This is a genomic window from Paenibacillus sp. FSL M7-0896, assembly GCF_037975415.1.
GTDB classification, from domain to species: domain Bacteria; phylum Bacillota; class Bacilli; order Paenibacillales; family Paenibacillaceae; genus Paenibacillus_AQ; species Paenibacillus_AQ silagei.
The window spans coordinates 5,136,793-5,161,307 of record NZ_CP150250.1 but is presented as its reverse complement, the minus strand read 5'-3'; the positions used below and the strand labels follow the sequence as shown (position 1 = coordinate 5,161,307).

At 45.6% G+C, this 24,515-nt stretch carries 23 protein-coding genes; 17 read left to right on the top strand and 6 right to left on the bottom strand.

Going from position 1 to position 24,515, the window contains the following annotated elements:
- Nucleotides 1-388: 388 nt before the first annotated feature.
- Nucleotides 389-679, bottom strand: a complete 291-nt coding sequence (locus MKY12_RS22135) for a hypothetical protein (protein WP_339310817.1) — start codon at nt 677-679, stop codon at nt 389-391.
- Nucleotides 680-824: 145 nt separating this feature from the next.
- Here MKY12_RS22135 and MKY12_RS22130 point away from each other — a divergent pair, with 145 nt between their 5' ends.
- The 6 genes from MKY12_RS22130 (at nt 825) to MKY12_RS22105 (ending at nt 7,572) form a co-directional block, all read left to right on the top strand.
- Nucleotides 825-1,037, top strand: a complete 213-nt coding sequence (locus tag MKY12_RS22130; protein ID WP_076154267.1) for a helix-turn-helix transcriptional regulator — start codon at nt 825-827, stop codon at nt 1,035-1,037.
- A gap of 588 nt (nt 1,038-1,625) precedes the next feature.
- Complete coding sequence (locus tag MKY12_RS22125) at nt 1,626-2,582, top strand: hypothetical protein (RefSeq protein ID WP_339310815.1); 957 nt, start codon at nt 1,626-1,628, stop codon at nt 2,580-2,582.
- A gap of 152 nt (nt 2,583-2,734) precedes the next feature.
- The gene (locus MKY12_RS22120) at nt 2,735-3,883 is read left to right on the top strand and encodes an AAA family ATPase (protein WP_339310813.1); all 1,149 of its coding nucleotides are present in this window, start codon (nt 2,735-2,737) and stop codon (nt 3,881-3,883) included.
- Nucleotides 3,873-4,637 carry a hypothetical protein gene (locus MKY12_RS22115; protein ID WP_339310811.1) on the top strand — a complete coding sequence of 255 codons (765 nt, stop codon included), beginning with the start codon at nt 3,873-3,875 and terminating at the stop codon, nt 4,635-4,637. The genes MKY12_RS22120 and MKY12_RS22115 overlap by 11 nt, the downstream gene beginning before the upstream one ends.
- Nucleotides 4,638-5,099: 462 nt before the next feature.
- Nucleotides 5,100-6,068 (top strand): AraC family transcriptional regulator, encoded by a 969-nt coding sequence (locus MKY12_RS22110; RefSeq protein WP_339310810.1) that lies wholly within the window; start codon nt 5,100-5,102, stop codon nt 6,066-6,068.
- 271 nt (nt 6,069-6,339) lie between these two features.
- Nucleotides 6,340-7,572 (top strand): YbfB/YjiJ family MFS transporter, encoded by a 1,233-nt coding sequence (locus tag MKY12_RS22105; protein ID WP_339310808.1) that lies wholly within the window; start codon nt 6,340-6,342, stop codon nt 7,570-7,572.
- Between the two features lie 182 nt (nt 7,573-7,754).
- Here the strand turns inward: MKY12_RS22105 and MKY12_RS22100 are convergent, their stop codons facing one another.
- Complete coding sequence (locus MKY12_RS22100) at nt 7,755-9,215, bottom strand: RICIN domain-containing protein (RefSeq protein ID WP_339310807.1); 1,461 nt, start codon at nt 9,213-9,215, stop codon at nt 7,755-7,757.
- A gap of 333 nt (nt 9,216-9,548) precedes the next feature.
- Between MKY12_RS22100 and MKY12_RS22095 the strand changes: the two genes are divergently transcribed.
- The 5 genes from MKY12_RS22095 (at nt 9,549) to MKY12_RS22075 (ending at nt 16,157) form a co-directional block, all read left to right on the top strand.
- Complete coding sequence (locus tag MKY12_RS22095; protein ID WP_339310805.1) at nt 9,549-11,516, top strand: AraC family transcriptional regulator; 1,968 nt, start codon at nt 9,549-9,551, stop codon at nt 11,514-11,516.
- A 65-nt stretch (nt 11,517-11,581) separates the two neighbouring features.
- The gene (locus MKY12_RS22090) at nt 11,582-12,559 is read left to right on the top strand and encodes an iron ABC transporter permease (protein WP_339310804.1); all 978 of its coding nucleotides are present in this window, start codon (nt 11,582-11,584) and stop codon (nt 12,557-12,559) included.
- Complete coding sequence (locus MKY12_RS22085; RefSeq protein WP_339310803.1) at nt 12,556-13,569, top strand: iron ABC transporter permease; 1,014 nt, start codon at nt 12,556-12,558, stop codon at nt 13,567-13,569. The genes MKY12_RS22090 and MKY12_RS22085 overlap by 4 nt, the downstream gene beginning before the upstream one ends.
- 9 nt (nt 13,570-13,578) lie before the next feature.
- Nucleotides 13,579-14,436, top strand: a complete 858-nt coding sequence (locus MKY12_RS22080) for an ABC transporter ATP-binding protein (protein ID WP_339310801.1) — start codon at nt 13,579-13,581, stop codon at nt 14,434-14,436.
- Nucleotides 14,433-16,157, top strand: a complete 1,725-nt coding sequence (locus MKY12_RS22075) for an ABC transporter ATP-binding protein (RefSeq protein ID WP_339310800.1) — start codon at nt 14,433-14,435, stop codon at nt 16,155-16,157. The genes MKY12_RS22080 and MKY12_RS22075 overlap by 4 nt, the downstream gene beginning before the upstream one ends.
- Before the next feature lie 98 nt (nt 16,158-16,255).
- Here the strand turns inward: MKY12_RS22075 and MKY12_RS22070 are convergent, their stop codons facing one another.
- From MKY12_RS22070 to MKY12_RS22060, 3 genes are all read right to left on the bottom strand, one after another.
- The gene (locus MKY12_RS22070) at nt 16,256-16,918 is read right to left on the bottom strand and encodes an aldo/keto reductase (protein WP_339310798.1); all 663 of its coding nucleotides are present in this window, start codon (nt 16,916-16,918) and stop codon (nt 16,256-16,258) included.
- Between the two features lie 81 nt (nt 16,919-16,999).
- Complete coding sequence (locus MKY12_RS22065) at nt 17,000-17,194, bottom strand: YuzF family protein (protein ID WP_083684602.1); 195 nt, start codon at nt 17,192-17,194, stop codon at nt 17,000-17,002.
- A gap of 123 nt (nt 17,195-17,317) precedes the next feature.
- The gene (locus MKY12_RS22060) at nt 17,318-17,611 is read right to left on the bottom strand and encodes a hypothetical protein (RefSeq protein ID WP_036724156.1); all 294 of its coding nucleotides are present in this window, start codon (nt 17,609-17,611) and stop codon (nt 17,318-17,320) included.
- Nucleotides 17,612-17,868: 257 nt separating this feature from the next.
- Here MKY12_RS22060 and MKY12_RS22055 point away from each other — a divergent pair, with 257 nt between their 5' ends.
- The 6 genes from MKY12_RS22055 to MKY12_RS22030 all read left to right on the top strand — a co-directional run bounded on the left by MKY12_RS22055 (nt 17,869) and on the right by MKY12_RS22030 (nt 23,962).
- On the top strand, nt 17,869-18,186 hold the full coding sequence (locus MKY12_RS22055; RefSeq protein ID WP_076076112.1) for a PadR family transcriptional regulator: 318 nt from the start codon (nt 17,869-17,871) through the stop codon (nt 18,184-18,186).
- Nucleotides 18,183-18,743: a DUF1700 domain-containing protein gene (locus tag MKY12_RS22050; RefSeq protein WP_076076115.1), complete on the top strand. Its 561-nt coding sequence runs from the start codon at nt 18,183-18,185 to the stop codon at nt 18,741-18,743. The genes MKY12_RS22055 and MKY12_RS22050 overlap by 4 nt, the downstream gene beginning before the upstream one ends.
- Complete coding sequence (locus tag MKY12_RS22045) at nt 18,733-19,491, top strand: DUF4097 family beta strand repeat-containing protein (RefSeq protein ID WP_076076117.1); 759 nt, start codon at nt 18,733-18,735, stop codon at nt 19,489-19,491. Before MKY12_RS22050 ends, MKY12_RS22045 begins: the two co-directional genes overlap by 11 nt.
- Nucleotides 19,492-19,548: 57 nt before the next feature.
- Nucleotides 19,549-20,325, top strand: coding sequence for an ABC transporter ATP-binding protein (locus tag MKY12_RS22040; protein WP_339310796.1), 777 nt, complete (start codon nt 19,549-19,551; stop codon nt 20,323-20,325).
- Between the two features lie 3 nt (nt 20,326-20,328).
- Nucleotides 20,329-22,740: an FtsX-like permease family protein gene (locus MKY12_RS22035; protein ID WP_339310795.1), complete on the top strand. Its 2,412-nt coding sequence runs from the start codon at nt 20,329-20,331 to the stop codon at nt 22,738-22,740.
- A gap of 574 nt (nt 22,741-23,314) precedes the next feature.
- On the top strand, nt 23,315-23,962 hold the full coding sequence (locus tag MKY12_RS22030) for a hypothetical protein (protein WP_339310793.1): 648 nt from the start codon (nt 23,315-23,317) through the stop codon (nt 23,960-23,962).
- Between the two features lie 235 nt (nt 23,963-24,197).
- Here MKY12_RS22030 and MKY12_RS22025 read toward each other — a convergent pair whose 3' ends face one another.
- A complete protein-coding gene (locus tag MKY12_RS22025) occupies nt 24,198-24,509 on the bottom strand; it encodes a DUF6809 family protein (RefSeq protein WP_339310791.1) in 312 nt (103 codons plus the stop codon).
- Between the last annotated feature and the right edge of the window lie 6 nt (nt 24,510-24,515).

The following is a 24,515-nucleotide window of genomic DNA, read 5'->3' as shown; positions in this document are numbered from 1 at the left end:
CCGAGTTCTCTCGCAGTTCTCTCCAAAGGCTAAATTTGCTCTTTCTGTTGCTTGTTGCCGGAAACCCTTGTGGCTCTAAGGAAAACACGAAAAACCGCAAAAACCCTTGATTCTACAAGGTTTTTTGCGGATTGTAGGTTCCCTTATATTCCACTGCAGGGGGTTAAAGTCCAAATGACTTCTGGGACTTAAAATCCTGCGAAGGGTGACCTTCGTACGGGTTCGACCCCCGTCCTCGGCATAAATAGCAATAGAGAAAGGCGCATTCTGCTGAATGCGTCTTTTCTATACATACTGATATCGAAAACAAGAGTACAGGATAAAAACAGAATTTAGGATAGAAACAGAGTTCACGATAGAGACAGGAAATTGTGCAATTAAGATAGAATTATGCAGGAGAGGAACTCCGCAGCTCATTGAAGAGATAGAGCGCAACCTTGAAGCCTTGCAGGTAGATGGAGCGCTCAGTAATGACTTGAAGAGAGAACTGCGTGTCTTCATACTGGAAAGCAGAATCCTGCTGGTCCTCGGGTAGGGCGTTCCTAAGCTGGTGGAAGTACTGATCACTTTCTTGCAGCAGCATTTTATATGTAGGATCTATATCCAGCAGTTCCCGGTACATCGCTTCCAGCCGGATACGAATCAAGGCATCGGTTAGAGCTTCTAAAGATTTATACACAGCATACACCTCCCTGTCGTTAACCTTATAAGGTTATTATATAACCCTATGATTCATATTGTAAAGTTAAAAATTAACTCTATAAGGATAATGAAAAATGGAGCATAACTATACATACATAATAACTAGAGGGGAGCTACGCCTCATGTTGAGAAGCAACTTAAGAATCCTAATGGCCAAACACCGGATCGACGACATCACCGAGCTAATGGAGAAATCAGGCCTGAGCCGGAATTCGATTAACAAACTGTATCGGGAGACCGACTTGGAGACTGTTAAGCTGGAGACGCTGGTCAGGTTATGTGATACGTTTCAGTGTAAGCTGTCGGAGTTGGTGGAGTATGTTCCGGGGGAGTAGGGAGTAATTAGGGAGTAAGTAAGTGGAAGAGTGCCTTTGTGGGTACTCTTTTTTTATTGGGCATTCAAAGTTATTCAATGGAGTAGTGAGATGGTAAAATTAAGGGATTTCCTTCAAAGTATTTTCTGATTATCTTATAAATATTAAATCTTAGGGTTTTCTACATATTCACAAAATTCTCTTAAATAGAATTCGTGTTTGGAAGGTTTTAGTAACATTTTGGCGAATTATGTATCTTAATATAGTTCTAAAGTCTATGGTCGGACTTTCTAGTCACTTTAAATTAATTTAGATTTTAGAATAAAGTATCTCGATGATAAGAAATTAAATACAATTGATTCTTAAAACGGGAAAGTAATTAGTAGCACTGAATTTTGTATTATCTGTTAGACAATATTGAATTCCATGATGCTATGTCAGAAATGGGTATAATCCTTCGCATATTAGTAAGAACTTTTATCAAATCAAAACAACTGAAACAAAGGAGGACACTGAGGTTTCTATTTTAAAATCAAAAAAAATCCTATTAGATATACCATCAATTTTTTAACGACGCTAATGAAATAAATTACTGAATTGAGGTTGAATATGGGAACGAAGATGTCGGAAGCTTATTACACGGAAGAAAATAAAGTTATTAAAATTAATTATGCCAATAAAGCCATGAACGGATCTTTAAAGTGCAAAACAGAAAAATGTCGAGTTCCAGTAATCTTTGTAGATGCCCATAAGAAAAAGTACGCGGATAAGACAGTCGTTGTAAATGCTTATTTTCGCCTTGAATCTAGTGAGAAGAATTCCCATGACATAGATTGTAAGTACAACACAAAGGGTCAAGTTAAAGTTATCGCCAGAGAGTCGGATGATAGTATTATTAAGGCTATTGAAGAAGGGAAATATAACTTTCGTCTTAACATAATTGATGAGGCATTGAGAGCGCTAAATAGTTCAAAAAAAGATGAGATTGAAAATGAAGAAACATCTTATGCTTTAAAGCGTCCTTCTAAGGTCTATGTCAATAAAGGTAAGTTGAATTCTTATTTTTCTACGATGCAACGAATAATGGAGCTTCGTTCCTTAACTGAGACTAATGATGAACTTAGAGAATTGATAGAATTACAATATGATAAGCAAAAAATTAAATGGAGTAAATTTTATTTTGAGTCCGACGATTTGAGTAGATGTTATACATATATTAAAAGAAATGATGTGACCCATCCAATGTGCATTGAGGGAGCGTTGAAAGGAATTGTGCCTCCGAACGAGAATTTTAAATTTCATGTTTTGAAATTAAGATCGCCCTGGGTAGAGCCTGATGGAAGTGGCGTTATCAATTTACCAACTGTAGAGTTAATTATCAATAACAACAAAGTGCTTGAATATATACAGTCTAATGCAAGTTTAGGAAATGTAGCGGTGTATTCTAAATTCCGCATAAACGAATCAAAAATATACGTTAAACAAGTTCAGAATGGAATGGAAAAGTTTAGATATTTAAATATTAAAGGGAACCTGTACCATCCGAAACAGATTTTGTTGTATTAAATTTTGTGAGCACTTATTGAAGGTTGCAGTATAAGCAAACATGTCTATTTACAAAATCTAAGTTTCCATTGATTAGATACTTGCATCAGCTTGTATCTGTTAAAAATTCGGGTCTAAATCAAACATTATAAAATAAGATTGTAGGTGTGCTCTTGAGCAGAATAGTTTTAAAGAAAATTCAAATCAATAATAAAACTGTAATAGAATTTAACGAAAAGCAAAATTACATTATTGGGGCTAATGCTACTGGTAAAACAACTTTGTTTAACTTAATTCAATATATTTTAGGTCTGAAGAGTAACTCCTCAAGATTAGCAAATGTTCGATTTATAGAAAGCCCGCAGTTGGAATGTAGATTTGGTAATAAGTTTGTCAAGATTTCAAGAAAAATGGATTCAAGTACAATAATATTTGAAGGAGATATCCAAAAAAAGGCTAGAGCTATGTCTGTGGAGTTAAATGAGATTTACACTGAACTGCTGGATATTAAATTTATTTCGCAATTTAATGAGCGCGCATCACTTGATATTCTTAGCTATAGTTTTTTTTCAGGTCTGGATTTTAAAGGGAGCAGTTTAGAGAGAAGAGATACTTACAACAAAATTATTGGCTTTAATTCCGAATATTTAAATCAAATTGAACGTGATATTAAAACCATTGAAGAAGAGGTTACTCTTGAGAGCCAGGGTTTGAAGTTTGTAGAGCAGTATAAAAAAGAGGTCGAGGAATCTATCGGTCATTTTGTTGATATTCCTAATTTAAATAAAATAAATGATGTTCTAAAATACGAATATTTAAAAATTAAGGAGCGGTCCATAAAAAATTATGACTTGCTGCAAAATTCAAATTCAGTTTACAAACAGGAAAAAAGAATTAGTGAAGAATATATTAACGAAAAAATGATTGACTTGGAGTCGTTTTTTTACGAGACACTAAAGCGTTTTGACTTGTCAAACAAGAATCTTCATAATATCTCATTTAAAGAAATTCTGAAACAGAAGAATTTTAATTTTCTTTCATTTGGTGAAAGGAATATTATTCATCTTGTATTACGCTTAACATTCTGTCGTTCTTTACATAACTCAGAATTTAATAATGGAGTAGGTTTGTTAGTGACAGACGAAGTGTTGTCGATGCATGAATACCACTCATCGAGCGAAATTAATAATAAAATTTCTGATATTGTTAACGAGGGGGAGCTTCAATTTATTAGCTTTGGTCAAACTAATAACTTTATCCCAAGAGAACTTATTGTATTTGAGATGCCTTATAGACAAGGGGGAGGCATCTTTGAAGGATAAGAGTAAACTTTCAATAATAGTTCCAATAATAAGTGCTGGGATTTCACTACTTGTTTTACTATTTGGAAATAATATTTACGATAGATTGAGTAAAACTACTAATGTAAGAATTGAATCAAGTAAAACGGCTCAATTTATACCAGATGGATTACTAAGTGTTACGAATGCATATTTTACAACCAATAAAGCAATAGTAAATTCATTTAGAATAATTAAGATTAAGAATGTTGGAAGCCCATCAAGAAATTTAAGAATTCAATTAAATTTAGATGGTGATATCTATGATTATAAGATTGAAAGTACTGAGTCAATTACAGATAGTAAAGTAAGTGCAAATTCAATTATTAACATTAGCATGGACAGATTATCGCAGAATGCTATTGTGTATTTACAGGTATGGTTTCGTGATGATAATAAGAATTTACAGGCCTCATATTCTGATGATATCTCAAGCAAGAATATTCCAATCAATGAAGTTGTTAGCACAACTACTCGAACTATTATAATGACAGTTGTAGCCATAATAATGTTACAATCTATTTTATATTTACTTATGAATTATTTCAGAAAAATGAAGCTTGAAAGAAAAACACGAGAGAAAACTGAACTTGTTGACTGGGTAGTATCAGAGATAGTAGAAAACTTATCAGAAGAAAATAATCTAACTGATGAAAGTAACAATGAGAATCTAAGTACATCTGATAAGGATAAAGCTAAGGAGAGATTACGTGAATTGATTAAAAAGAATACATAGGTAATTGCATATTAACATAATTTCTAAAAATGAACTCATCGCTAAAGTTTTGTCCTAATTGAGGATTCAGTCATTAAATCTGAATTTAAATATCCAACTAAACTATCATTTAAAGATTGAGTCGAATATACTTTACGAAAAGGTTTTTGATGTGTACGTGAGTACCGTACGGGTCCAACCCCCGTCCTCGGCATATATAGTAGTAGTGAAAGACGCATTCAATTGAATGCGTCTTTTTTATACATACAGGTTAGAAACAGCGTACAGGATAAAAAACAGGAAAATGTACAGTTGGGCAGGCCTGCAGTATTAGAGCAGATTGCCAGCGAAATATTGGCTAGTAAGTAAGATGCGGTTGATTCGTACATCACTACGCGATTCTGAATGGGAGTTCGAAAAAAAGATAATTATTCTTTACAATGAGAATGATTATCATATAGAGAACACATGGAGTGCTTAATTATGAACAATTCGATTCAATATAATTTCAATCATTTCTTTGACAAGCTTGAAGGAGGTCATCAAGCCGGAAGTTCAAGCTATATGCTTCATCCTACGACAGGAATAGGACAGATTCTTCGGTTGCACCCACGCTCTGAGTTGGAGATGGTTATGTCAGACTATAAGCTGTACCAGGACCATGATATACGCCTAGATTCACTCGTGCCAATGGTAGAGTTTGGGTATTGTTATGAGGGTAGCAGGGAGATAAGTGTACCTGGCGCTCGTCAGGAGTTCATGCCTGCCAATTGGAGTTTGCAACTGATTAATACCTCGGAAGCGAGATTGGAGCTAGGCCAAGCACAATCTTTTCGAATGTTGGGCATCGGGATGTCTGTCGGCGTGTTTCATCATTTTATGACCTCCATCGGGGGAGTGCAAAAGGCTGACTTTAACAGCCTTCTTGGAGGAAAGTCGTATCGGTTGCTTCAGGAGAAGCCGCCAGCCTCCGCCAGTGCTTCGCTTCACCACATTGCAGCAAGCCTAAGAGATGGAACGATGAATAATATTGAGCTGGAGTATACGGTGTTAGAACTCCTGGAACTGGCGCTCCGCACTTTTCTTGAAGGAAAAGAGGAACGGATAGGGCTTAGCCAAGAGACCCAGTTGCGCGTCGGCGAAGCGCGCCGAATAATCCTGGAGCAGATGGATAATCCTCCATCATTGTTGCAGCTGTCGCGTATGGTCGGTTTGAATGATTACAAGCTCAAGGTGGGCTTCAAGGAAATGTATGGCAACACCATCTTTGGATACCTGCGAGAGAAGAGGATGGAGCAGGCTTTAAAGCTACTTCAAGCCGGCAAGTCCAACGTCATTGAAGTGTCTTGCGCAGTGGGCTACTCGAATCCAAGCCATTTTGCCGAGGCGTTCCGCAAGAAATTCGGAGTAAATCCCAGCGCATTGCTACGTGAAAATTCTTCCCGGATATAACATGGTAATGACAGGCTTTTATTTAGAACAGACTGTCAACTTACCGGTTAACTCTCTCTCTTCACAAACAACTGAACTTGCCAGGCACAGAAAAAGCCCTTCAGAACCTACTGAAGGGCTTTTTCATGAAATCGGATGGTTAAATTACAGAGAATCTCATGGATTCCGTGAAACGGGGATTTTAATCCACCTTGGGGTAGAGGGTGCCGTCAGAAAAACCTTACTATAGTAATAATTATTTTCATATTTTCACAGAAGGGAGAGTGCCTAGGTGCGCTCGAAATACAGTTCTGATTCCAATTTCAATTCAGCCCCTCTCCCATCCTTCTGGCCGTTTGTACTGACCGGGATGTTGATGATTGTGACCACGACAGGGTTTGCGCGAATGGCCTACGGGCTAGTTTTGCCTTATATGCAGGCCGGACTCGGATTGTCAATTTCACAGGGAGGGATGCTTGGCACGATCATGTTTCTAGGTTACCTGGCATCGGTCGGGTTATCGGGTATACTCGCTGTCCGCTGGGGTAGCAAAGCTGTTCTTATGGCAGGAGGCGGTGCTGTTGTCATCAGCATGTTTGGCCTTTCCGGATCATATTCGTTCATTTGGGTGGCTCTGTTCATGTTCCTGGCCGGAGGGGGCAGTGCACTGGTGTTCACTCCGCTCATTTCCCTCATGCTGGGCCAGTTCCCGGACAAGAAGGGAATCGTCCTCGGGATGTTGCTAAGTGGTGCAGGTATCGGGATGCTGTTAAGCGGATTTTTAGTACCCTTACTAATCGCTCAATTCCCCGTTCTAGGCTGGCGTGCGGTCTGGTTAGGGTTCGGTATCATCTCACTTGTTGTGCTAATCGCGGCTTTATTGATCCTGAGAAACCCCGAGATTGTAGGGAGCGTGAAGGAGACAGACAAACCGAAGTGGTTAAAAAATAAATCATTGATGCAGGTGGCTGTACTCTATTTTCTAGTGGGTATAGCATATCTTGTCCCCAATCTATATCAATCTGGTTTCATGCTGGCTGAAGGGATTTCGGACCGCGCTGCCGGTCTGGTGTACGCCATAGCTGGCATCTTCAGCATTGCAGGCGGCCCTGTCTGGGGCAGTCTGTCCGACCGATTTGGTGTAAACCGGATGTTTATACTGGTTTGGGCTTGCGCCGCGGCAGGGGATATCATCCCGCTTCTAAATCACAGTATTCCGGGGTTCGTCTTATCATCAGTACTTTGGGGCTCCAGTATTGGTGGTCTGGTTACATTAATTCAGCTGAAGGCTGCGAAACAAGTCAATCCCCGGTATGTTCCAACTGCCATCGGATTTATCTCAATATTCTATGCGGTAGGTCAAATGCTGGGTCCGGGAATGACAGGGTGGATGATTGATCATCTCGGTGGCTACGGAGTGGCTTATGGATTCGGAGCGGTAGTCTACGGCTTTGGGTTAGCCGCCAGCCTGATCTCTGGGCGCAAACAGAAATTGCTGGAGCAGAGCAAAAAGATAAAGCAGTAACAGCGAGTCCACAGAAGGCTTTTCCAAAAGAAGAGGCTGTCCCAAAAGCCATGTAATGGCTTCTGTGACGCCTCCTTTTTTTGAGAAAGATCAACGTGTGGACTTGAATGGACGCTCAGTGAACGCTACCACGCGATCAATCATAGTGACCACAACGCTGGAGAAGGAAGCAGTACCATTTATTAATTGGCCACGACGATTTGCCATTGTTGATTCAAGCCGTTGTTGTCACTCCATTGAATCACATTGGCACCGTCGGTGAGTGCGCCGGAGGAGACGTCTATCAATTTGCCGGTAGCGCGGTTCTTCAGCTTGAAGAAGCCGCCGCCCGCATCTATCAGCTGCCAGTGCTGGCTGGTCCAACCCCCGTCTGACCACTGTTCGATGACTGTTCCATCGGTCGTAGTGCCATTCTCAGGGCCAAGAATTAATCCGCTGTTGGTGTTCTTAAGCTTATAGTACCCGTCGCCAGCGTCGATCAGCGTCCAACGTTCACCCGGTAAGTTAGTATCGGTCCATTGTTCGGCATCTGCACCATTTGCTGTTGCACTCGCTCTAATGTTCAAAGCCTTTTCGCTTTTGCGGTTAATCAGCTCATACGTGAGGCTGCTGTCTACCGTGAAAGGAGTTCCTGCGACCGTTCCTGCTGCACTGTCGATGTTAAGCTGCGGGTACCATGACATGGAGAGGGTGGTCGATGAAGGGAATGTCAACGGCAGCCATACGTATTTGGATTCATTGGCGGGACGCTCCCAGGCTCCGGCCCAGCGGTCACCCATATATAGATAGGACGTGGATGAGCTACCCTCAACAGGAATGATATAGGCGGCTTGTGACTCGGAAGCGCGTGAATCTCCGAAATTGGAGAGGGCGCTCCAGGTTCCGCTTATGCTGGAAGCGGTTGCGTATTTCTGCTGGTTAGGAGTCCAGCCTGTTGCGCCGGAAGTGATCAGGAAATAGGTAGAGCCCCGCTTGAACATAGCAGGAGCTTCACGGTATGAGCCTGCCCACAGGGTCTGGACCAATGATTCCACGCCCAGAAAATCCGGAGTCAGACGATAAATGTTAAGATCGGCATTCACCCTTGTGGCTGATATCAGATAAGCGGTGCCGTTATCGTTATATACCGTCATATCACGGGAATCGTAGTTAAGAGGCCTGAAGCTGCCTTGATACGTATATGGACCTTCGATATTGGAGGCTGAGGCAACAGCGACTTTAGCTTCTCCGTAATCTACCCCGTTTTCTTTATGCGCCCATAGCACATATTTTCCGGTTGCCGCATTATAAAGAAGCTTGGGGCGTTCGATATTGGCGGTTGCAAGCTCTGGGGCGCTGCTCTTGGATAGTATATTCACGCGGAATTCCCAGTTCTTCAGGTCTGTTGAACGGTAAAGTGATACATAGTTCGTTCCATCCCGGTTCTCCCCAACCCAATAATAATAGCTGCCAGACTTGATCATTCCACCGCCATGCGCATTAACCGGATTGCCTGAAGTATCCTTGAACTGAATCCCGTTAAGGAGACTGAGCGGAGCGGCATAGCTCTTGGAGCCAAATCCTCCATAGGACAGGACAATCAGCAGAAGGGACAGAAACAGAATTAAGGGTGCTTTAGCTCTTTTCCATTCATTCACATGCATTCGAGTAATCCTCCTTCATTTCATTCATTATTTAGTTAAACGCTTACAAAAAACAAACAGAATGTCCTCCTTTCTCTCCAAACATTACCAGTAATACAAATTACGATCAATTTAAACATTTGGATATTTGTAGACAAAATGGATATTTCTTTTGTAACAATTCGCCAGACCTACCTGAGATGCTTTGGAATCCAAAGCATAACGTCCGTTGTCTGCTCCCCCAATGTCACTTAATGATGATATACTTACCTTGAGTATTATGATAATGATAATCAAAATCATTTTAGGGACGGTATATCAATTGGGACAAGTGAGATGAGGGAGCGCGGATTGATGCAAGAAGAAGCAGAAGCAAGGCAGATATTTACACCAGAGATGATCGATACGATGGCCCGCATTTGGACACGTTCAATCATTACATTAATAGATGTACGCTTTCAGAATATAGCGTCCGCCTACCCTTTGGAGCAGTATAAAATGCCTAGCAGCATGTTTATCTATGCCTGTGGAGGGGAAGCGCAAATTCAACTGAATGAAACCACATTCGGAATGGAACGCTTCGGTCTAGTTCATGGCGGGAAGGGGAGCCAACTCAGTATTTGGCCGAAAAGGGAGAGTGTGAAGACCTTTATGGTCTTTTATAAAGCGGAATCCCCTCTTTTCCACAAGAAGCACCTGCAGCGATTACTGGAGCAAGTCAATCCATTTGTTCAACAGTTTGGTTATACACCAAGTAATCCCATTTTGCTGCTCGACTGGTTTCAACAAATGTTGAATGACTGGAACCGCGGTAAGGCGATGGATCAGCTTCAGGCCAAGGGGTTTCTATATCAATTGATCCATAGGGTGTATAGAGATTTTGAGGGGGGCGAGATTCGCTATCTCCAGCCCTTTCCAGCCAGCTCTGCCAAAATATATCTAGATAAACATTACCGGGAGCCGATTATGTTCCAGGATATTGCCGCTATGTTTGGGATCAGTGGCGGGCAATTAACACGGTTGTTCAAAAAGAAGGAAGGGATGAGCTTACAGGAGTACCTCATTCAGAGAAGAATTGAAGCTGCCTGTCATGACTTGAAGTATACAGAGGCAACCATTAAAGAGATAGCAACAGGATCTGGATTTGCTGATGAGAAGAACCTGTTTCGGATGTTTAAGAAGTATTACAAGATGACGCCGAGTGATTACCGGAAAATAAACGCACCATCCATGCAGGTTGATGGTATTGATAATGATTCTCATCTTCATTACAATGAGAGGGAACTGGCGAGTCTAGTCAAGTCTTATAGAGATGGGGAATCAAGCATGTTTGGACAAGTACGAAGTAAAGAAATGATCTTTGTGGCGGCGATGAGCCTGATGCTGTTGCTGACGGCATGTACGTCGGGGACGCCAGCGAATAATAGGGGAACGGTGAATCCGTCTGCGGAGACCGGGCAGACGACACAACCGGAAGTACAGGAGACGAAGGCTTCAGAAGCAGTCTCGCAGACCAGAACGATATCTACAGTAAAGGGTGATGTTGAGGTGCCTGGCAACCCTCAGCGTGTTGTAGTCGATTATCTGGTTGGTGATGTGGTAGCTTTGGGTGTAACTCCTCTTGGTGTGGCGAGAGCGACAAAGGGCGAGAGAGAGGCGGTGTATTCTAACGAGATTAAAGATTCAATTAACATAAAAATGGAGCCGGAAGATGTCATGGCTCTTGAGCCTGATCTGATCATATTAGCATGGGGTGAAGAGAATTATGAGGATTTATCCAAAATTGCCCCGACCATTTATGTCCCTTATGGTGATATGACTACAGAAGAGCGTATCCATTTTATTGGCAATGTTCTGAATAAGCCGACAGAGGCTGAGGCTGTTTTGAGTGCTTATGCTAACAAAATCGAAGAAGCGAAGCTATCCCTTAAGAATGCCGGCCTTGCAGACGTGACGATTACGATGGGAGAATTCGGTGATAAAACGAACTCCATCGCTGGAGCCAAGCATGCGGTTGGCGAGCTTGTGTATAATCAGCTTCAAATGAAGGCACCGTCAAAGGTTCAATCTGATATTATTGACGCAGATAAATATTGGGGACAAATCTCTATGGAGGTCTTGCCCGCTTACATGGGGGATTATTTGATCGCCTTAGGAGATACGGAAGTTCCTGCTGATCATGCGGTTTGGAAATCACTACCCGCTGTGCAGCATCATCGGATCGTAACGGTAGGTTCATCGCTATCTTGGTCCACGGATATAATGACTTCCAGTGCGTTGATTGATCATATTGTCAATCAATTGCTGGCATTAGCTAAATAAGGGGATCTGGAAATACGATGAAAAACAAGCCTGAACAAAATCGCCGTGGGGCGGTGAACTTCACCATGTACATGGTGGTAGGGCTTGGATTAACGGTTCTCATGTCAGCGGCGTCGATTAGCTTTGGCGCCGCTGATATGAGGTTAGCGACTGCATGGGAGGCTATTTTCCGATTTGATCCAACGCTCACTGAACATCAAATTATTCAAACCCTACGTCTTCCGCGTACCGTAGCCGATCTGATCGTCGGATGTAGCCTTGCGGTTTGTGGTGCGATCATGCAGGGGACAACCCGCAATCCGCTGGCCGACTCCGGGCTGATGGGGATCAGCTCCGGGGCAGCATTCGCGATTGCGCTGTGCCTGGCCTTTCTACCGGGGTATTCGTATGGGCAGATGATGCTGTTTGCTTGTCTGGGAGCAGCGCTCGCGACCGGGATCACGTACTTCATCGCGTCACTGGGCAAGCGCGGGATGACACCTCAGCGGCTGGTGCTGGCAGGGCTGTCCATCTCCATGCTGTTTGGCGCACTCAGTCAGTATTTGGCGATCAATTACAACCTGGGCCGGGCATTGGCATTCTGGACGGCAGGCAGTACAGCGGGGGCCAAGTGGGGGGAACTACTGATTATCTCCCCCTTATTTGTTGGTGGTATACTGCTGGCGCTGGCGCTGGCTCCTTCCGTTACACTGCTCAGTCTGGGAGAAGATGTGGCAAGTGGACTCGGTATCCGCAGCGGACTGGTCAAGGGGCTATCGACGATTATCGTGCTCGTGCTGACTGGATTGGCTGTTGTCGTGGTTGGCCCAATCGGTTTTGTGGGTCTGATTACCCCGCATATTGTGAGATATATGGTCGGTGTCGACTATCGGTACATTATTCCGGCGGCTGCGCTATATGGCGCGTTGCTGACCGTATCGGCCGATCTGGCTGGCCGTTTGATCAATAGGCCGTTCGAAACACCGATTGGCATTATTTTTTCCATCATTGGTGTGCCGTACTTTCTCTTCCTCGCCCGCAGGCAAAGGAGGGAATTCGAATGATCAAGCAGCGTTATACGGTGCAACGGGGTATCCTCGTCAATGTAGTGCTTTTAGTGCTCATCCTTATGTTTGCTGTCATTAGCATGAATTCCGGCAAGATGAATCTTTCACCACAGGAAGTGCTGAACGTTCTCCTTGGTAACGGCACCGGTAAGCAAAATCTGATCCTGTTCGATTTTCGAATGCCACGAATCGTACTGTCGATCTTGGTAGGTCTGGGAATGGGAGCGGCTGGGGTCGTGATGCAGAGTTTGCTGCGCAACGACATGGCTAGTCCGGGGACACTGGGGATTAGTTCAGGATCAGGTTTGTTTGTCCTGTTCTTCGTAGTATTCATCGCATCAGCAGGAAAAAGTTCCTTCATTGCCCTGCCGCTGCTGGCCTTTGTTGGCGGCCTGCTGGCGGCGGGATTGATCTTCTTATTATCTTATCACCGCGGGCGAAACCTCTCGCCAATCGGCCTGATCTTAACCGGGGTCGCACTCGGAAGTGGGTATGGGGCGCTGACCACCTTCCTGACACTCAAGCTGGATGATTCGCAGATGGACTTCATGCTGAATTGGCTGGCGGGGAGCTTGTGGGGTGCTGATTGGCGCTATATTGCTGTACTGGCCCCATGGGTCTTGATTTTAATCGGCTATATTTTCTACAAGTCCCGGATGCTGAATACCCTCCATCTGGGCTATCAGACGGCAGAAGGGCTGGGTCTTTCTGTGAAGCGGCAGTTTGTGGGGTTGTCGATCGCTGCTGTTGCTTTATCCTCTGGCGCTGTGGCTGTTGGCGGAAGCTTCTTCTTCGTTGGCTTGATCGCTCCGCATATGGCAAGAAAACTGGTCGGGCCCGATCACAAATTGCTCATTCCGGCTGCCAGCCTGACCGGCGGATTAGTCGTGGTGCTGGCAGACACGATTACGCGCACGGTTAACCTGGGGGGAGATGTGCCGACGGGAATCGTCATTACGGTCATCAGTGTTCCGTACTTTCTTTATTTACTAGCGAAGGCCAATTAGGAGGACGTCATGGAAAGTATTACAGCAGAGCAAATTGATATTGCCTATAATGACACGCTTATCGTCAAAGAACTGGATTTGCAGATTCCGCGTGGACAGATCACCTCGATTATTGGTCCCAATGGATGCGGCAAATCAACTGTACTCAAGGCAGTCGGCCGGCTGCTCAAGACGAATAATGGTACGGTCTATCTGAATGGTGCCGATATCCGCACACTGTCCACCAAGGAAGTCGCCAAGCAGATGGCGATTCTGCCGCAGACGCCAACCGCACCGAGCGGTTTGACGGTCGGTCAGTTAGTCGCCTATGGACGTTTTCCTCATCAACGGGGTTTCGGCAAGCTCTCCAAAGAGGATAAGCAAGTAGTCACCTGGGCGCTATCGGTTACACAGCTTACTGCGTTTGAGCATCGTGAGGTCGATACGCTATCTGGCGGTCAGCGTCAGCGCGTATGGATTGCGATGGCGCTCACCCAGCAGACCGATCTGATCCTGCTGGATGAACCCACCACCTATCTGGACCTGGCCCATCAGCTCGAAGTACTGGAACTGCTCTATGAACTGAATCGCAGTCAGCACGTGACGATTGTGATGGTGCTGCATGACCTGAATCTGGCAGCACGCTTCTCCGACTATATGGTGGCGATTCGTGAAGGCCAGGTGGTGGAGCATGGCTCGCCAGAGCGTGTAATGACGGTACAGACGCTGCGTGAGGTGTTTGCCATTGATGCCGAGATTATGCTGGAACCGCGAACAGGGCGGCCGGTGTATGTGACGTACGAGCTATTGCGTGATAAGCGTAGAGACCAAGAAGTAGATCAAGGATTCCCAGAGGCTAAGGGGCGGAAGGAGGCGATTGCCACATGAGAACCGCATGGCGTGTCCTGCTGGGCGCACGGAAATACTGGTTGCAGTTAGGGATTGGATTTGCCGGTGTCGTGATGGCCACAATGGCCGGGTTTTATCTGCCCTGGGCGCTTCGGTCGTTGACCCAATTGGCTACCGAAGGCAGCAGCCAGTTTGCCGCGGAAGCGCTGAAGATTGGTTTGATGCTGCTTGGAGCCACCTGTCTGCAAGCCATCGGAACATCACTGGCCGGCTATATGAACCATTATGCGGCACTTCATTATGTAGCAGATTTAAGAACAAGATTGTATAGCAAATATCAGCAGATGAGCTTGCGCTATTTCCACCGAAGCCGGACGGGTGACTTGACCGGGCGCGTTGTGAATGATGCGATGGAGGCGGAAATTTTCATTGCCCATGCTATTCCTGACTTTATCATCAACGCACTTACCTTTATCGGAGTAGGCATTCTTCTCTTGACGATCAATGTGAAGCTGGCACTGATCAGTCTGATCACAATTCCGTTACTGCTTGCGATTACGATATGGCAGAGCAAGCATTTGTCGCCGCTGTGGGGAGAGAATTCCAAAACGCGGGGAGAAATCTCCGGCAAGGTGCAGGAGAACTTGGCGGGCATGAAGGAAATCCAAATTTTTAATCGGCAGGAGGAGGAGCAGGGCAACGTATCTCGTCTGGCTATGAAACATACGAAGACCTATTTGCGCGCCAGTCTGTTCTATGAAACGTCTGTGCCGTTGTTAGCCTTTGTCACTGCGCTGGGTACTGTGTTTGTCGTGATTCTAGGCGGCAGATTAATGGCAACAGGCGAGGTCAGCATTGCTGATATCATCGGATTCATCGCCTACCTGGGTATGTTCTATCAGCCGGTAAAGTCCTTCTCCAATCTGGTGGAGATGACCGGGCGAGCCGCCGCAGGTCTTAAACGGGTATACGATGTGCTTGAAGAAGAGGAGGATATACAGGAGAAGCGAGACGCAGTCAGCTTACCGCGTGTACAAGGACAGATATCTTTTCAAGATGTCACCTTCGTATATCAGGAGGGTGCGCCTGTACTAGAACGGCTGAACCTGACTATTGATCCCGGAAAGACGGTCGCGCTTGTAGGTACAACCGGTGTAGGAAAGACGACATTGGCCAGTCTCGTTAACCGATTCTACGACCCTCAGGCCGGTTCGATTCGAGTGGATGGTATTGATATTCGGGATGTGACGCTCTCCAGCCTGCGTGACAATATCTCGATGGTGCTGCAGGACACCTTCCTGTTTGACGGCTCCGTGTATGACAATATCGCTTATGGATGGGCGGACGCAACCGGGAAAGATGTGATGGCCGCAGCGAAAGCGGCGAAAGCGCATGATTTCATAGCACAGATGGAGCAAGGCTACGATACGGTGATTGGTGAACGCGGTGTACGGCTGTCAGGAGGGCAGAAACAGCGGATTTCGATCGCACGGGCGATTCTGCGCAATGCACCGATCCTCATTCTGGATGAAGCGACATCAGCGCTGGATACCAAGACCGAGCAAGAGATCCAGCAGGCGCTGGACGAAATATCGAAGGATCGCACAACACTGGTGATTGCCCATCGGCTATCCACGGTCCGTCATGCCGACCAGATCGTCGTGCTGGAGGGCACAGAGATTGCCGAGATGGGCACGCATGAGGAACTGCTGCGTAGCGGCGGCATTTATGCACGATTGTATGCGACGCAAGCTTCTTGAATTTAGTCCGATCGGTATTCAAGGGTCGGGACCCCTAATTAAAGAGACCGGAGCAAGAGGCCCATGCAACCCCCCATGGGCCTCTTACTCCATTCAATTCACTTCCCCCCACCCGGAAGCACAACCTCATGCCCAACAGTTGCGGCCATGCGGGCAATCGACTTCGGATCGGAATTTCTAACATTTACGTCGATACGGGGGGTGTATGCAGCTTCCAGCCTTGCCGCTTCTTCGTCGGATAGCTTGATCGAGAGGGCTTTGATGGCATCGTCAATGTGACTGGTTTTGAGGGCTCCTACGATTGGGGCGGCAACGACGGGATTGCGGTACAGCCAGGCAAGCGAGATTTCGGCACGGCTAACCCCGCGTTCCTCTGCCACTTGGCCTATGGCCTCCACAATTTTTTGGTCGGATGCGGCAGTTGCCTGATAATATTGGGCAGCACCGGATTCGGTCTCGGAGCGGGCCGTTTGTGCACCCCAAGGCCGGGCCAGGACTCCACGGGACAGCGGACTGAAGACCATGGTCTGAATCCCTTCGTCGGCACAGAGCGGGAGCATCTCGTTCTCTTCCTCACGGGCGATCAGGTTGTAGTTGTGTTGCATGGAGATGAAGCGGGCCCAACCGTGCTCTTTCTGGAGATGCAGGGCCTTTGCGAACTGCCAAGTTCTCCTGCTGACGCTTTCCTCGCTGGTTCCGTGCGAATACAAATTAGAGGTATCGAAGAAGTTGATTCCTGCCTCAAGCGCATGTCTGATCACAAGTCGGCTGCCTTCCTCGCCCAGCGCCCAGCTAGGGTAACACTGAGGGGATCTCTACTATCGTAGCTCCTTCACAGAAATCTATTCTGGCATGATCCAGACAATCTCGCAGATTCGTACGAAAAACTTCCGGCCCCTGGTATCCAATACAACGTGGTCTGGCTTAACTTCTACTAAGCAGCCGCTAATCCCTCCGCGAGTGGTTTCGAGCACTACCTGTTTACCTTTTACAGACATTAAGGTTTCGACTACGTAGGGATCAATAGGATAGACCATGATGGCTTGCGGCATTTGTTGCTGCATGGGATACATTTGATTATTCAGTACTTTGTTAGCCCCCAAATGGTTATACATCATCCTATGCTAATGCCCATGCAGTAACGAATTCCCTAATCATTATTAAATAAAAAATGGAAGCAAGTACAAAGCTGTAATGGCACCAAAGGGGATCGGTCTTGGATAAAAGCGGCGGCGCGGGTAGAAGCCCGGATAGTATCCGAATTGTCTGTAGGTTGTAGCGTTAGCAGGCATTCCGTTCATCTGGCCCACCATTTCATTGGTGGGGATGGCAAGTGTGACGTAGTTCTGATCGATGTGAGCAACAAACCCGTCGTGAGACTGACCATCACTTGTAGTAATACCAACATATTTATTCATACAATTCCAGGCAACTTGTTGATAATTCGTTTCCATGGGGTAACCTCCTCAAATACTATCTCGTCAACAGTCTATGGACTATAACCCATATCCAACACGGCATATGCCTATAGCTTAAAAAATTCATAATGAATTAAGCCTAATTGTAACGAGAGATAAATGATGAGAATAGATATGAACGCAATCATAACTATTACCTCCAGCTACCTTGCATTAAACAGTAGCAGATGGTAATCTTTGTATTAGTAACTACTGTGTATTGCACAGTACTAAATAAAGCGTGGTGATGAGTAATGAATGTTCAGTTCAAGAAGGGTGTGCTGGAGCTTTGTGTTCTTGTTTTAACCTCACAGAAAGACCGTTACGGATATGAGCTGGTGGAACAGATCTCGCACAAATTCGCCATAGCCGAGGGCACCATCTATCCGTTATTAAGAAGACTGGCTGCGGAAGGGTTATTTTCCACCTATTTATCTGAATCGGGTGAGGGGCCGCCCCGGAAGTACTATAAGATTACCGATGAGGGAAGGAGAGTCATGAGCGGGATGATTGAGGAGTGGAATGCTTTTGCCATAGGAGTGCAGGAGATTATTGGGGGTGGATCGGAGTGAATAAAGAGGCCTATCTGGGTGAGTTGGCACGGTATCTGAAGCTGCTTCCTCCTGAGGAGTGTGCTGAACTTATGGGGGAATTCAGGGAGCATTTCGAGTGTGCCCAATTAAGCGGGCGGTCGGAAGCAGAGGTGATCTCCAAGCTGGGCCATCCCCGGTTGATCGCCCGTGAATTACTGACCCAGTCACAGATTGAAAAAGCGGACAAATTCCCAACGCTCTTAAGTGTAACGAAAGCGGTTATGGGCACGGTAAGCTTAGGATTATTCAACTTATTTATTGTTCTGCTGCCCTTTGTCACCTCACTAACTGTGATTGCCGGAGTATTCGTCTTTGCCATTTGCTTGCTTATTTCTCCGATTCTTTTAATTCTTCAGTATCAGTCAGTTACGCTGTCTATCAATAGCATATTTCTGATGCTGGGCATGGTTGGCGGGGGACTGCTAGTTGCCATTGGAACATTCAAGCTCACCCGGCTGTATTACCATCTTGTGATCCGGTACCTGAAATATAATCTGACAGTCATCAAAAAGGATGTGACCTCTTTTGAAGCATAGATCCCGGAACCTAACCAGACTTGCCCTGCTCCTGATTGCTGCCGGAGTCATAGGGAATGTAGTACTGTATCTGTTAGGCAATTCACCCTTCAATGTGTATGAGCTATCGATTGAACAACCTGTCCGGATGGACCAGACCACCAGCGTTCTTATTCAAACAGAGACGGGGACAATTGATGTGGTTCCCATTCAGGGAGATGAAATCAAGGCTACCTTGGGTGGAAAGACGACAAAGGCATTAATGAAGGATTACAAGCTGGACATCACTCAGGATGGGGGACAAACCAGCATTAAGGTTGTTCAGGATAACCAGTTCCGCTTTTTTGACATCTATACGGACCTTAAGCTCACGGTAGGGATTCCTGAGATCCAACTAGAGCAGCTGAAGGTTGTGACAGACACCGGAAATATTGACATAGGCCCCATCCTGGCAAAGGAATATCGGGCGATAAGCGACACGGGTTCTATCAAGCTGGATATAGAGGAGGGGATCATTCATGCGGAGACGGATACTGGTGAAATCACGGCCTCGCTTGAGCGCATCCGTCAAGATATCCATGCTACCTCAGATACTGGAGATATCACCATCCAGACAGTTGAAGCGCCTAAGGCACTCCGCACTCAATTCTCTGCGGATTCTGGAACCGTACAGGTGACGCTGCCGGGTTATAAGGATGGTTATATCGGTGAGGGTGGGCCACTCGTCAAGCTGATTTCAGACACTGGTAATCTTAAGATCGAACAGTAACAGCAATAAGGCGAAGGTCAGGAAGAAGAATAGGATGATTTTAGGAGGCGGCCTTGGGTGATAACCAAAAATCCTAGCAAAGAGGTTCTAATCAAGACTGTTGATTTATGCAAAGTATACTCCTCAGGCAATGAACAATTTCTCGCAGCCAAAAGCATTAATCTTGAAGTATACCAAGGTGACTTTACGGTGATTATGGGCAGTTCGGGCTCGGGGAAGTCTACGCTGCTCTACCTCCTCAGCGGTCTGGACGGGATTACTTCCGGAGAAGTGATGTTCAAGGGACAGCGAATCGATGCATACACAGAGAAAGAGCTAACGGATTTCCGGTCCAACAAAATCGGCTATGTGTATCAATCGATCAATCTGGTTCCTGATTTCACTTTGCTGGAGAATGTGGCTTTCCCGGGGTACGTGGCTGGCCGCAGCAAAAGCGAGGTGAACGAGCAGGCATTAAGCCTGCTGCACCAGATGGGGATCGGGGCACAAGCCGGACGCCTGCCGTCCCAGGTATCTGGAGGACAACAGCAGAGAGCGGCGATTGCCAGGGCGCTCATCAATTCGCCGGAGGTGATTTTTGCGGATGAGCCTACAGGGGCATTAAGCCAGGAGCAGGGCGCAGTGATTCTGGATCTGTTGACGGAGATGAACCAGAATGATCAATCGATCGTTATGGTGACGCATGATATCCAGGCTGCGTGCAGGGCAGACCGGTTAATCCTGGTCAAAGACGGCACTATCGATGGGATTCTGGAGCTAGGCAAATATGCACCGGATCAGTTGAAAGCGAGAGAAAACCAAATTTTCATGTTCATGTCAGGGGAGGAGAGGTAGCGGATGTATGCGGTATGGAAACTATGCTGGACGAACCTGAAGCATAAAAAAGTGCAAAACAGCTTCATTGCAATCATCATCATGCTGGCAGCCCTGCTCCTCTCAACGGCCGTATCCGTTCTGAACAACACCAACCGGATGTATGAGAGTATGCATGACCAGTCCCGTGGCGCGCATCAAATATTGCAGCTGGAGAATGGCATCCATGATCCGGTTCAGGTACATACATGGTGGGAAGAGCAGTCAGGGGTAACGGTCTCGGATTTGATGCGCTACCGCTATCTGTCCAGTATGTCGCACGCTGGAGAAGAGATCCCGAATGTGGACTTGTTCATGATGGATGCGCCCGAAGGGCCTTTTCCCGTGGACCGGCTGCAGTTCGTCGAAGGAGCAGAACAGAGCTCACCGGAAGCAGGAACTGTCTGGATTCCCACCTCGCTGGCTTATCCCAATGATATTCATGTGGGCGATTCGGTTGAGTTCAAGACAGATGAAGGGACCATCCGGTTGAACGTTGCGGCCGTCGTTGTGGATATTTCCTACTGTTCGCCTTTTGCTACAAGCGGGAGAATCTGGCTGAATCATGAGGATTATAACACGCATATGACCCTGCTGCCAGGCGGCGATAAGTATATGACCGGACTAAGATTTGAGGATTACAGCCAACATAGGACCTACTGGGATAGATTCGAGCAGTCTCTCGGGACCCCCTACCTGGAGTCTGTTAAAGACTTCGAGAGCTTGTCTTCCTATTATATGATAGCGAATCAGGTGATTAGCTTCGTGATGATTTTTCTGGCTGCTGTCATGATCTGTGTAGCCTTGTACACCTTGGGATTCACGATTGCCGATGCTATCCTCTCTAACTACCGAACGATTGGGATTATCAAATCTGTCGGATTATCTTCCCGTAAAGTCGTTATGGCTTATGTTGCACAATATACCTTCCTGGCGCTCGTATCGGTCATTCCGGGGATTCTGGTCAGCAATCTTCTCTCCGGTACCATTGTTGCCAGTTCCATGGCTTATCTCAATACAGGATCAGCAGGGATGAACGATGTATTCTCAGGTACAGGTCTGTGGACTGGCGCGGCTGTCGTTGTGGTTATTCTTCTCTCGGCCCTGCTGTTCGCGAATAAGGCGCGTCATGTGGAGCCGGCCCAAGCTGTTCGTTACGGCATGTCTGAGAAGGAGTACTCCCACCAATCCGTGGGCAATGGAACATGGAAAAGAAAGCTTCTGCAGCTGGGCGCTCTTCCCACCTCGATGATTATCGGGCTAAGAAGCGTCACCAAAAATATCCGGGGTTCGCTGCTGATTGTGCTGATCTCGGCGTTGTCCACCGCTGTACTCGTCTTCGGATTTCTGTTCATATACAGCATTGCTTCCATCCATGGAACCATTGCCAAGTGGGGATATGATTCAGCCGATCTGTCCATAAGAATCGATAATCCGGCTAAAATGACTTTTAAACAGCTGCAAGAAGAAGTCCTCTCTGATCCAAGGGTGAAGGATTACTCGCGGTACGGGGATGCCAATGCGGTTGTGCCGGTTCCCCAGAAGGATGGGGCTGCCATGAAGCAGGATACGATGGGGATCTTACTGACGGTGGCGGATGGGAGCTATGATGAAATAGGCTATGAGAATGTGGAGGGACAGAATCCTGTGTCTGCCAATGAAATCTCGGTTGGGGTAAATGTGGCAAGAACGCTGGGCATTCAAGCAGGGGATTCACTGGACATTTATATTGAAGGGGCAAAACATACGCTGACCGTCACCGGAATCTACCAGGCGATCGCGAACATGTCCAATTCGGGGCGGATTACCGCCGACGTCATCAGAACTAGTAATCCGGGCTATGGAAGTGCGATGAGCACAACCTTTATTAATCTGAATGCGGGCACTCCAGTTGATTCATTCGTAAATGAATTGCAAGAGCGGTATGGAAGTGTACTTGGGATCGCCAGTCAGGCTTCGTTAGTGGATGAGGTATTCTCGCAGGCGATCAAAATCATCGTTCTGCCAATGTCCGTTATGGCGCTGATGTTTATCGTCATTACGTTCGTGATCATCTACAGCATCTGCCGGATTAACATGAAGAAAGAGAGCCGTACCTACGGCATTTACAAGTCCATCGGCATGACCTCCCGCCAGATCCGACTGTCGGAAACCACCGGCATCCTGGTCGTATCGGGGATCGGTGCGCTGGTAGGAATTCCTATAGGTTTGTTAGGTCTCCCTCCGCTGCTTAACGTGATCCTAGCCGACTACGGGATTGTTAAAGTTCCGCTAATCATGAACGGTGGAGGCATCGCCTCGATGATCCCTCTAAGTATCATCGCCGCAGGTCTGGGCAGCTGGGCAGCTTCCAAGTCTATTCAAAGTGCGTCGCCGCGGGTGTTGGTGGTGGATTGAAAGAAGTGTGTTATTGCAGTATTGCAAGATTTAAAAGAGCCGGGCGATCAGTCCGAAAACATCCTGCTGCATTCCCAGCATCGCTCATCTATTTTGGGATAGTACAATTTTTTGTGAAGGATTTATTAGCCGCCACGTCCTAATATGGAGGCAAAAATACATCCGCAAATATAATTCGATCTGTTGGGTTTTCAAGTTCAATACGATCTGGCAGGGAAGGTACAGGGAGGCTTAGCTTTACAAAAAAATGAGAAAAATGATATAAATTTGGATACATTTAGATTATTTGTGCGTCTATATAGTAGGTCTGTAATTTTCAACAAAAAATTAAAGGAGGAAGAACATCGTTAAATCAATGATGGTCGCAATATCGTTAATGGCAGCAACGGCAAGCGCTGATACGGGAACCGCCCACATTAAAATAGGTTCTATATCAGGTGGGGCAAGCAACAAATCACTTTGAGAATGCACCTGCACACTCTGGTGACCATTGGATTAAATCAGGTGCATATTATCTAACTTCACCTACAAGTACTCATTTATCTCACGTAAGAACAAAATGGGGGTGGTAAGCATGAAGAAAACTATGTTATGGACAACCGTTGCTTCCTTAGGAATCGGGATAGGAATAGTCTCATATTCAACTAGCTCTTCTGAAGATAATCAGAACAATCCTACTGTAATAAGTAAGAATGTTCAAAGCAAAGTTGATTTAACCGCTAAAAAATTGGCTCTATCTGTAGTAAGTACAGATAAAATCGAAGCTGACCATATAATTTTCATAAATGCCGATGATGCAGAATCTCAATCAGATGCTGTAGTTAGAGTCATTGCAACTGGTGAGAGCAAAAATGTCATTGAAAACTTTGATTGGGGGCCAACTGGCAGAACAGAAACTAAGGTTAAAGTAGTCCAGTTATATAAAGATTCACCAAAACAGGAAATCGGTTCAGAGCTTGTAACCTTCGAACCTTCCTATGTGATTGAAGGTAAAGAAGGTAACATTAGAATGAATTATGAAGATTACACATTAATGCAAGAAGGTAATGAATATGTTTTATTTCTAAAGTGGAATGAAAAACAGGGTGCATATTGGGTTAATTCTCTGGAACAAGGTAAATTTGAATTGTCCGGAGCGGATATGGCAGAAAAAACAATGCAAGCTACGAATGATCAATATAGCGAACTGAAGAAAAGTGTACTGGAAAAATATACACAATGATATTACTGAAAAGCAGGTCACGATAAAGGAGCTGCTTTTTTCAGGTCTACTGGAAGTAATTCATTACTAAGTTAATATTTAAAAGTCCCATTCATATTCCACAATCTGATCGATTTTTATAACATTCGCTGGCTCAATCTCTTCTAACTCCCCGAATTTACGCCATAGGAAGGGATTAAAATTCATCAGAACATTGCAATAGCTATGAAACACGCAGAATTCATTCTGTTTATTACTAAGTCTTATCACCCACACTAATTAACCTACTACCAAGCTCCTCCTCCCCGGTTAAAATCTCAACCATAATCCCTGCCCCAAGGCGGAAGCCGTACTTGAAACTTGATGCTAACTCCATGCCGTGAGTTTGACCGTATAAGTCTAACAGCGCTTCTAACTCGTCGAATTCTTCCGCTGAGTGGCGGTCCTTCCAAAGCTCTATGATGTCAGATACTCTTTTTCTTAAAATAGAGTACTGTGGGTCATCTGGGATGATATTTTCATCGGGATGTAAGTTGCCGTGATACAGGCTCTCTAGGATACTTTCCACTTGCTC

Coding starts and splice junctions, on each gene's coding strand:
- MKY12_RS22065 (WP_083684602.1), bottom strand. CDS start 17,194: ATGGTCTATCCTATTGATCCCTACGTAGTCGAAACCTTAATGTCTGTA.
- MKY12_RS22110 (WP_339310810.1), top strand. CDS start 5,100: ATGAACAATTCGATTCAATATAATTTCAATCATTTCTTTGACAAGCTT.
- MKY12_RS22130 (WP_076154267.1), top strand. CDS start 825: ATGTTGAGAAGCAACTTAAGAATCCTAATGGCCAAACACCGGATCGAC.
- MKY12_RS22090 (WP_339310804.1), top strand. CDS start 11,582: ATGTACATGGTGGTAGGGCTTGGATTAACGGTTCTCATGTCAGCGGCG.
- MKY12_RS22030 (WP_339310793.1), top strand. CDS start 23,315: ATGAAGAAAACTATGTTATGGACAACCGTTGCTTCCTTAGGAATCGGG.
- MKY12_RS22060 (WP_036724156.1), bottom strand. CDS start 17,611: ATGGAAACGAATTATCAACAAGTTGCCTGGAATTGTATGAATAAATAT.
- MKY12_RS22125 (WP_339310815.1), top strand. CDS start 1,626: ATGGGAACGAAGATGTCGGAAGCTTATTACACGGAAGAAAATAAAGTT.
- MKY12_RS22055 (WP_076076112.1), top strand. CDS start 17,869: ATGAATGTTCAGTTCAAGAAGGGTGTGCTGGAGCTTTGTGTTCTTGTT.
- MKY12_RS22075 (WP_339310800.1), top strand. CDS start 14,433: ATGAGAACCGCATGGCGTGTCCTGCTGGGCGCACGGAAATACTGGTTG.
- MKY12_RS22100 (WP_339310807.1), bottom strand. CDS start 9,215: ATGCATGTGAATGAATGGAAAAGAGCTAAAGCACCCTTAATTCTGTTT.
- MKY12_RS22095 (WP_339310805.1), top strand. CDS start 9,549: ATGCAAGAAGAAGCAGAAGCAAGGCAGATATTTACACCAGAGATGATC.
- MKY12_RS22035 (WP_339310795.1), top strand. CDS start 20,329: ATGTATGCGGTATGGAAACTATGCTGGACGAACCTGAAGCATAAAAAA.
- MKY12_RS22080 (WP_339310801.1), top strand. CDS start 13,579: ATGGAAAGTATTACAGCAGAGCAAATTGATATTGCCTATAATGACACG.
- MKY12_RS22085 (WP_339310803.1), top strand. CDS start 12,556: ATGATCAAGCAGCGTTATACGGTGCAACGGGGTATCCTCGTCAATGTA.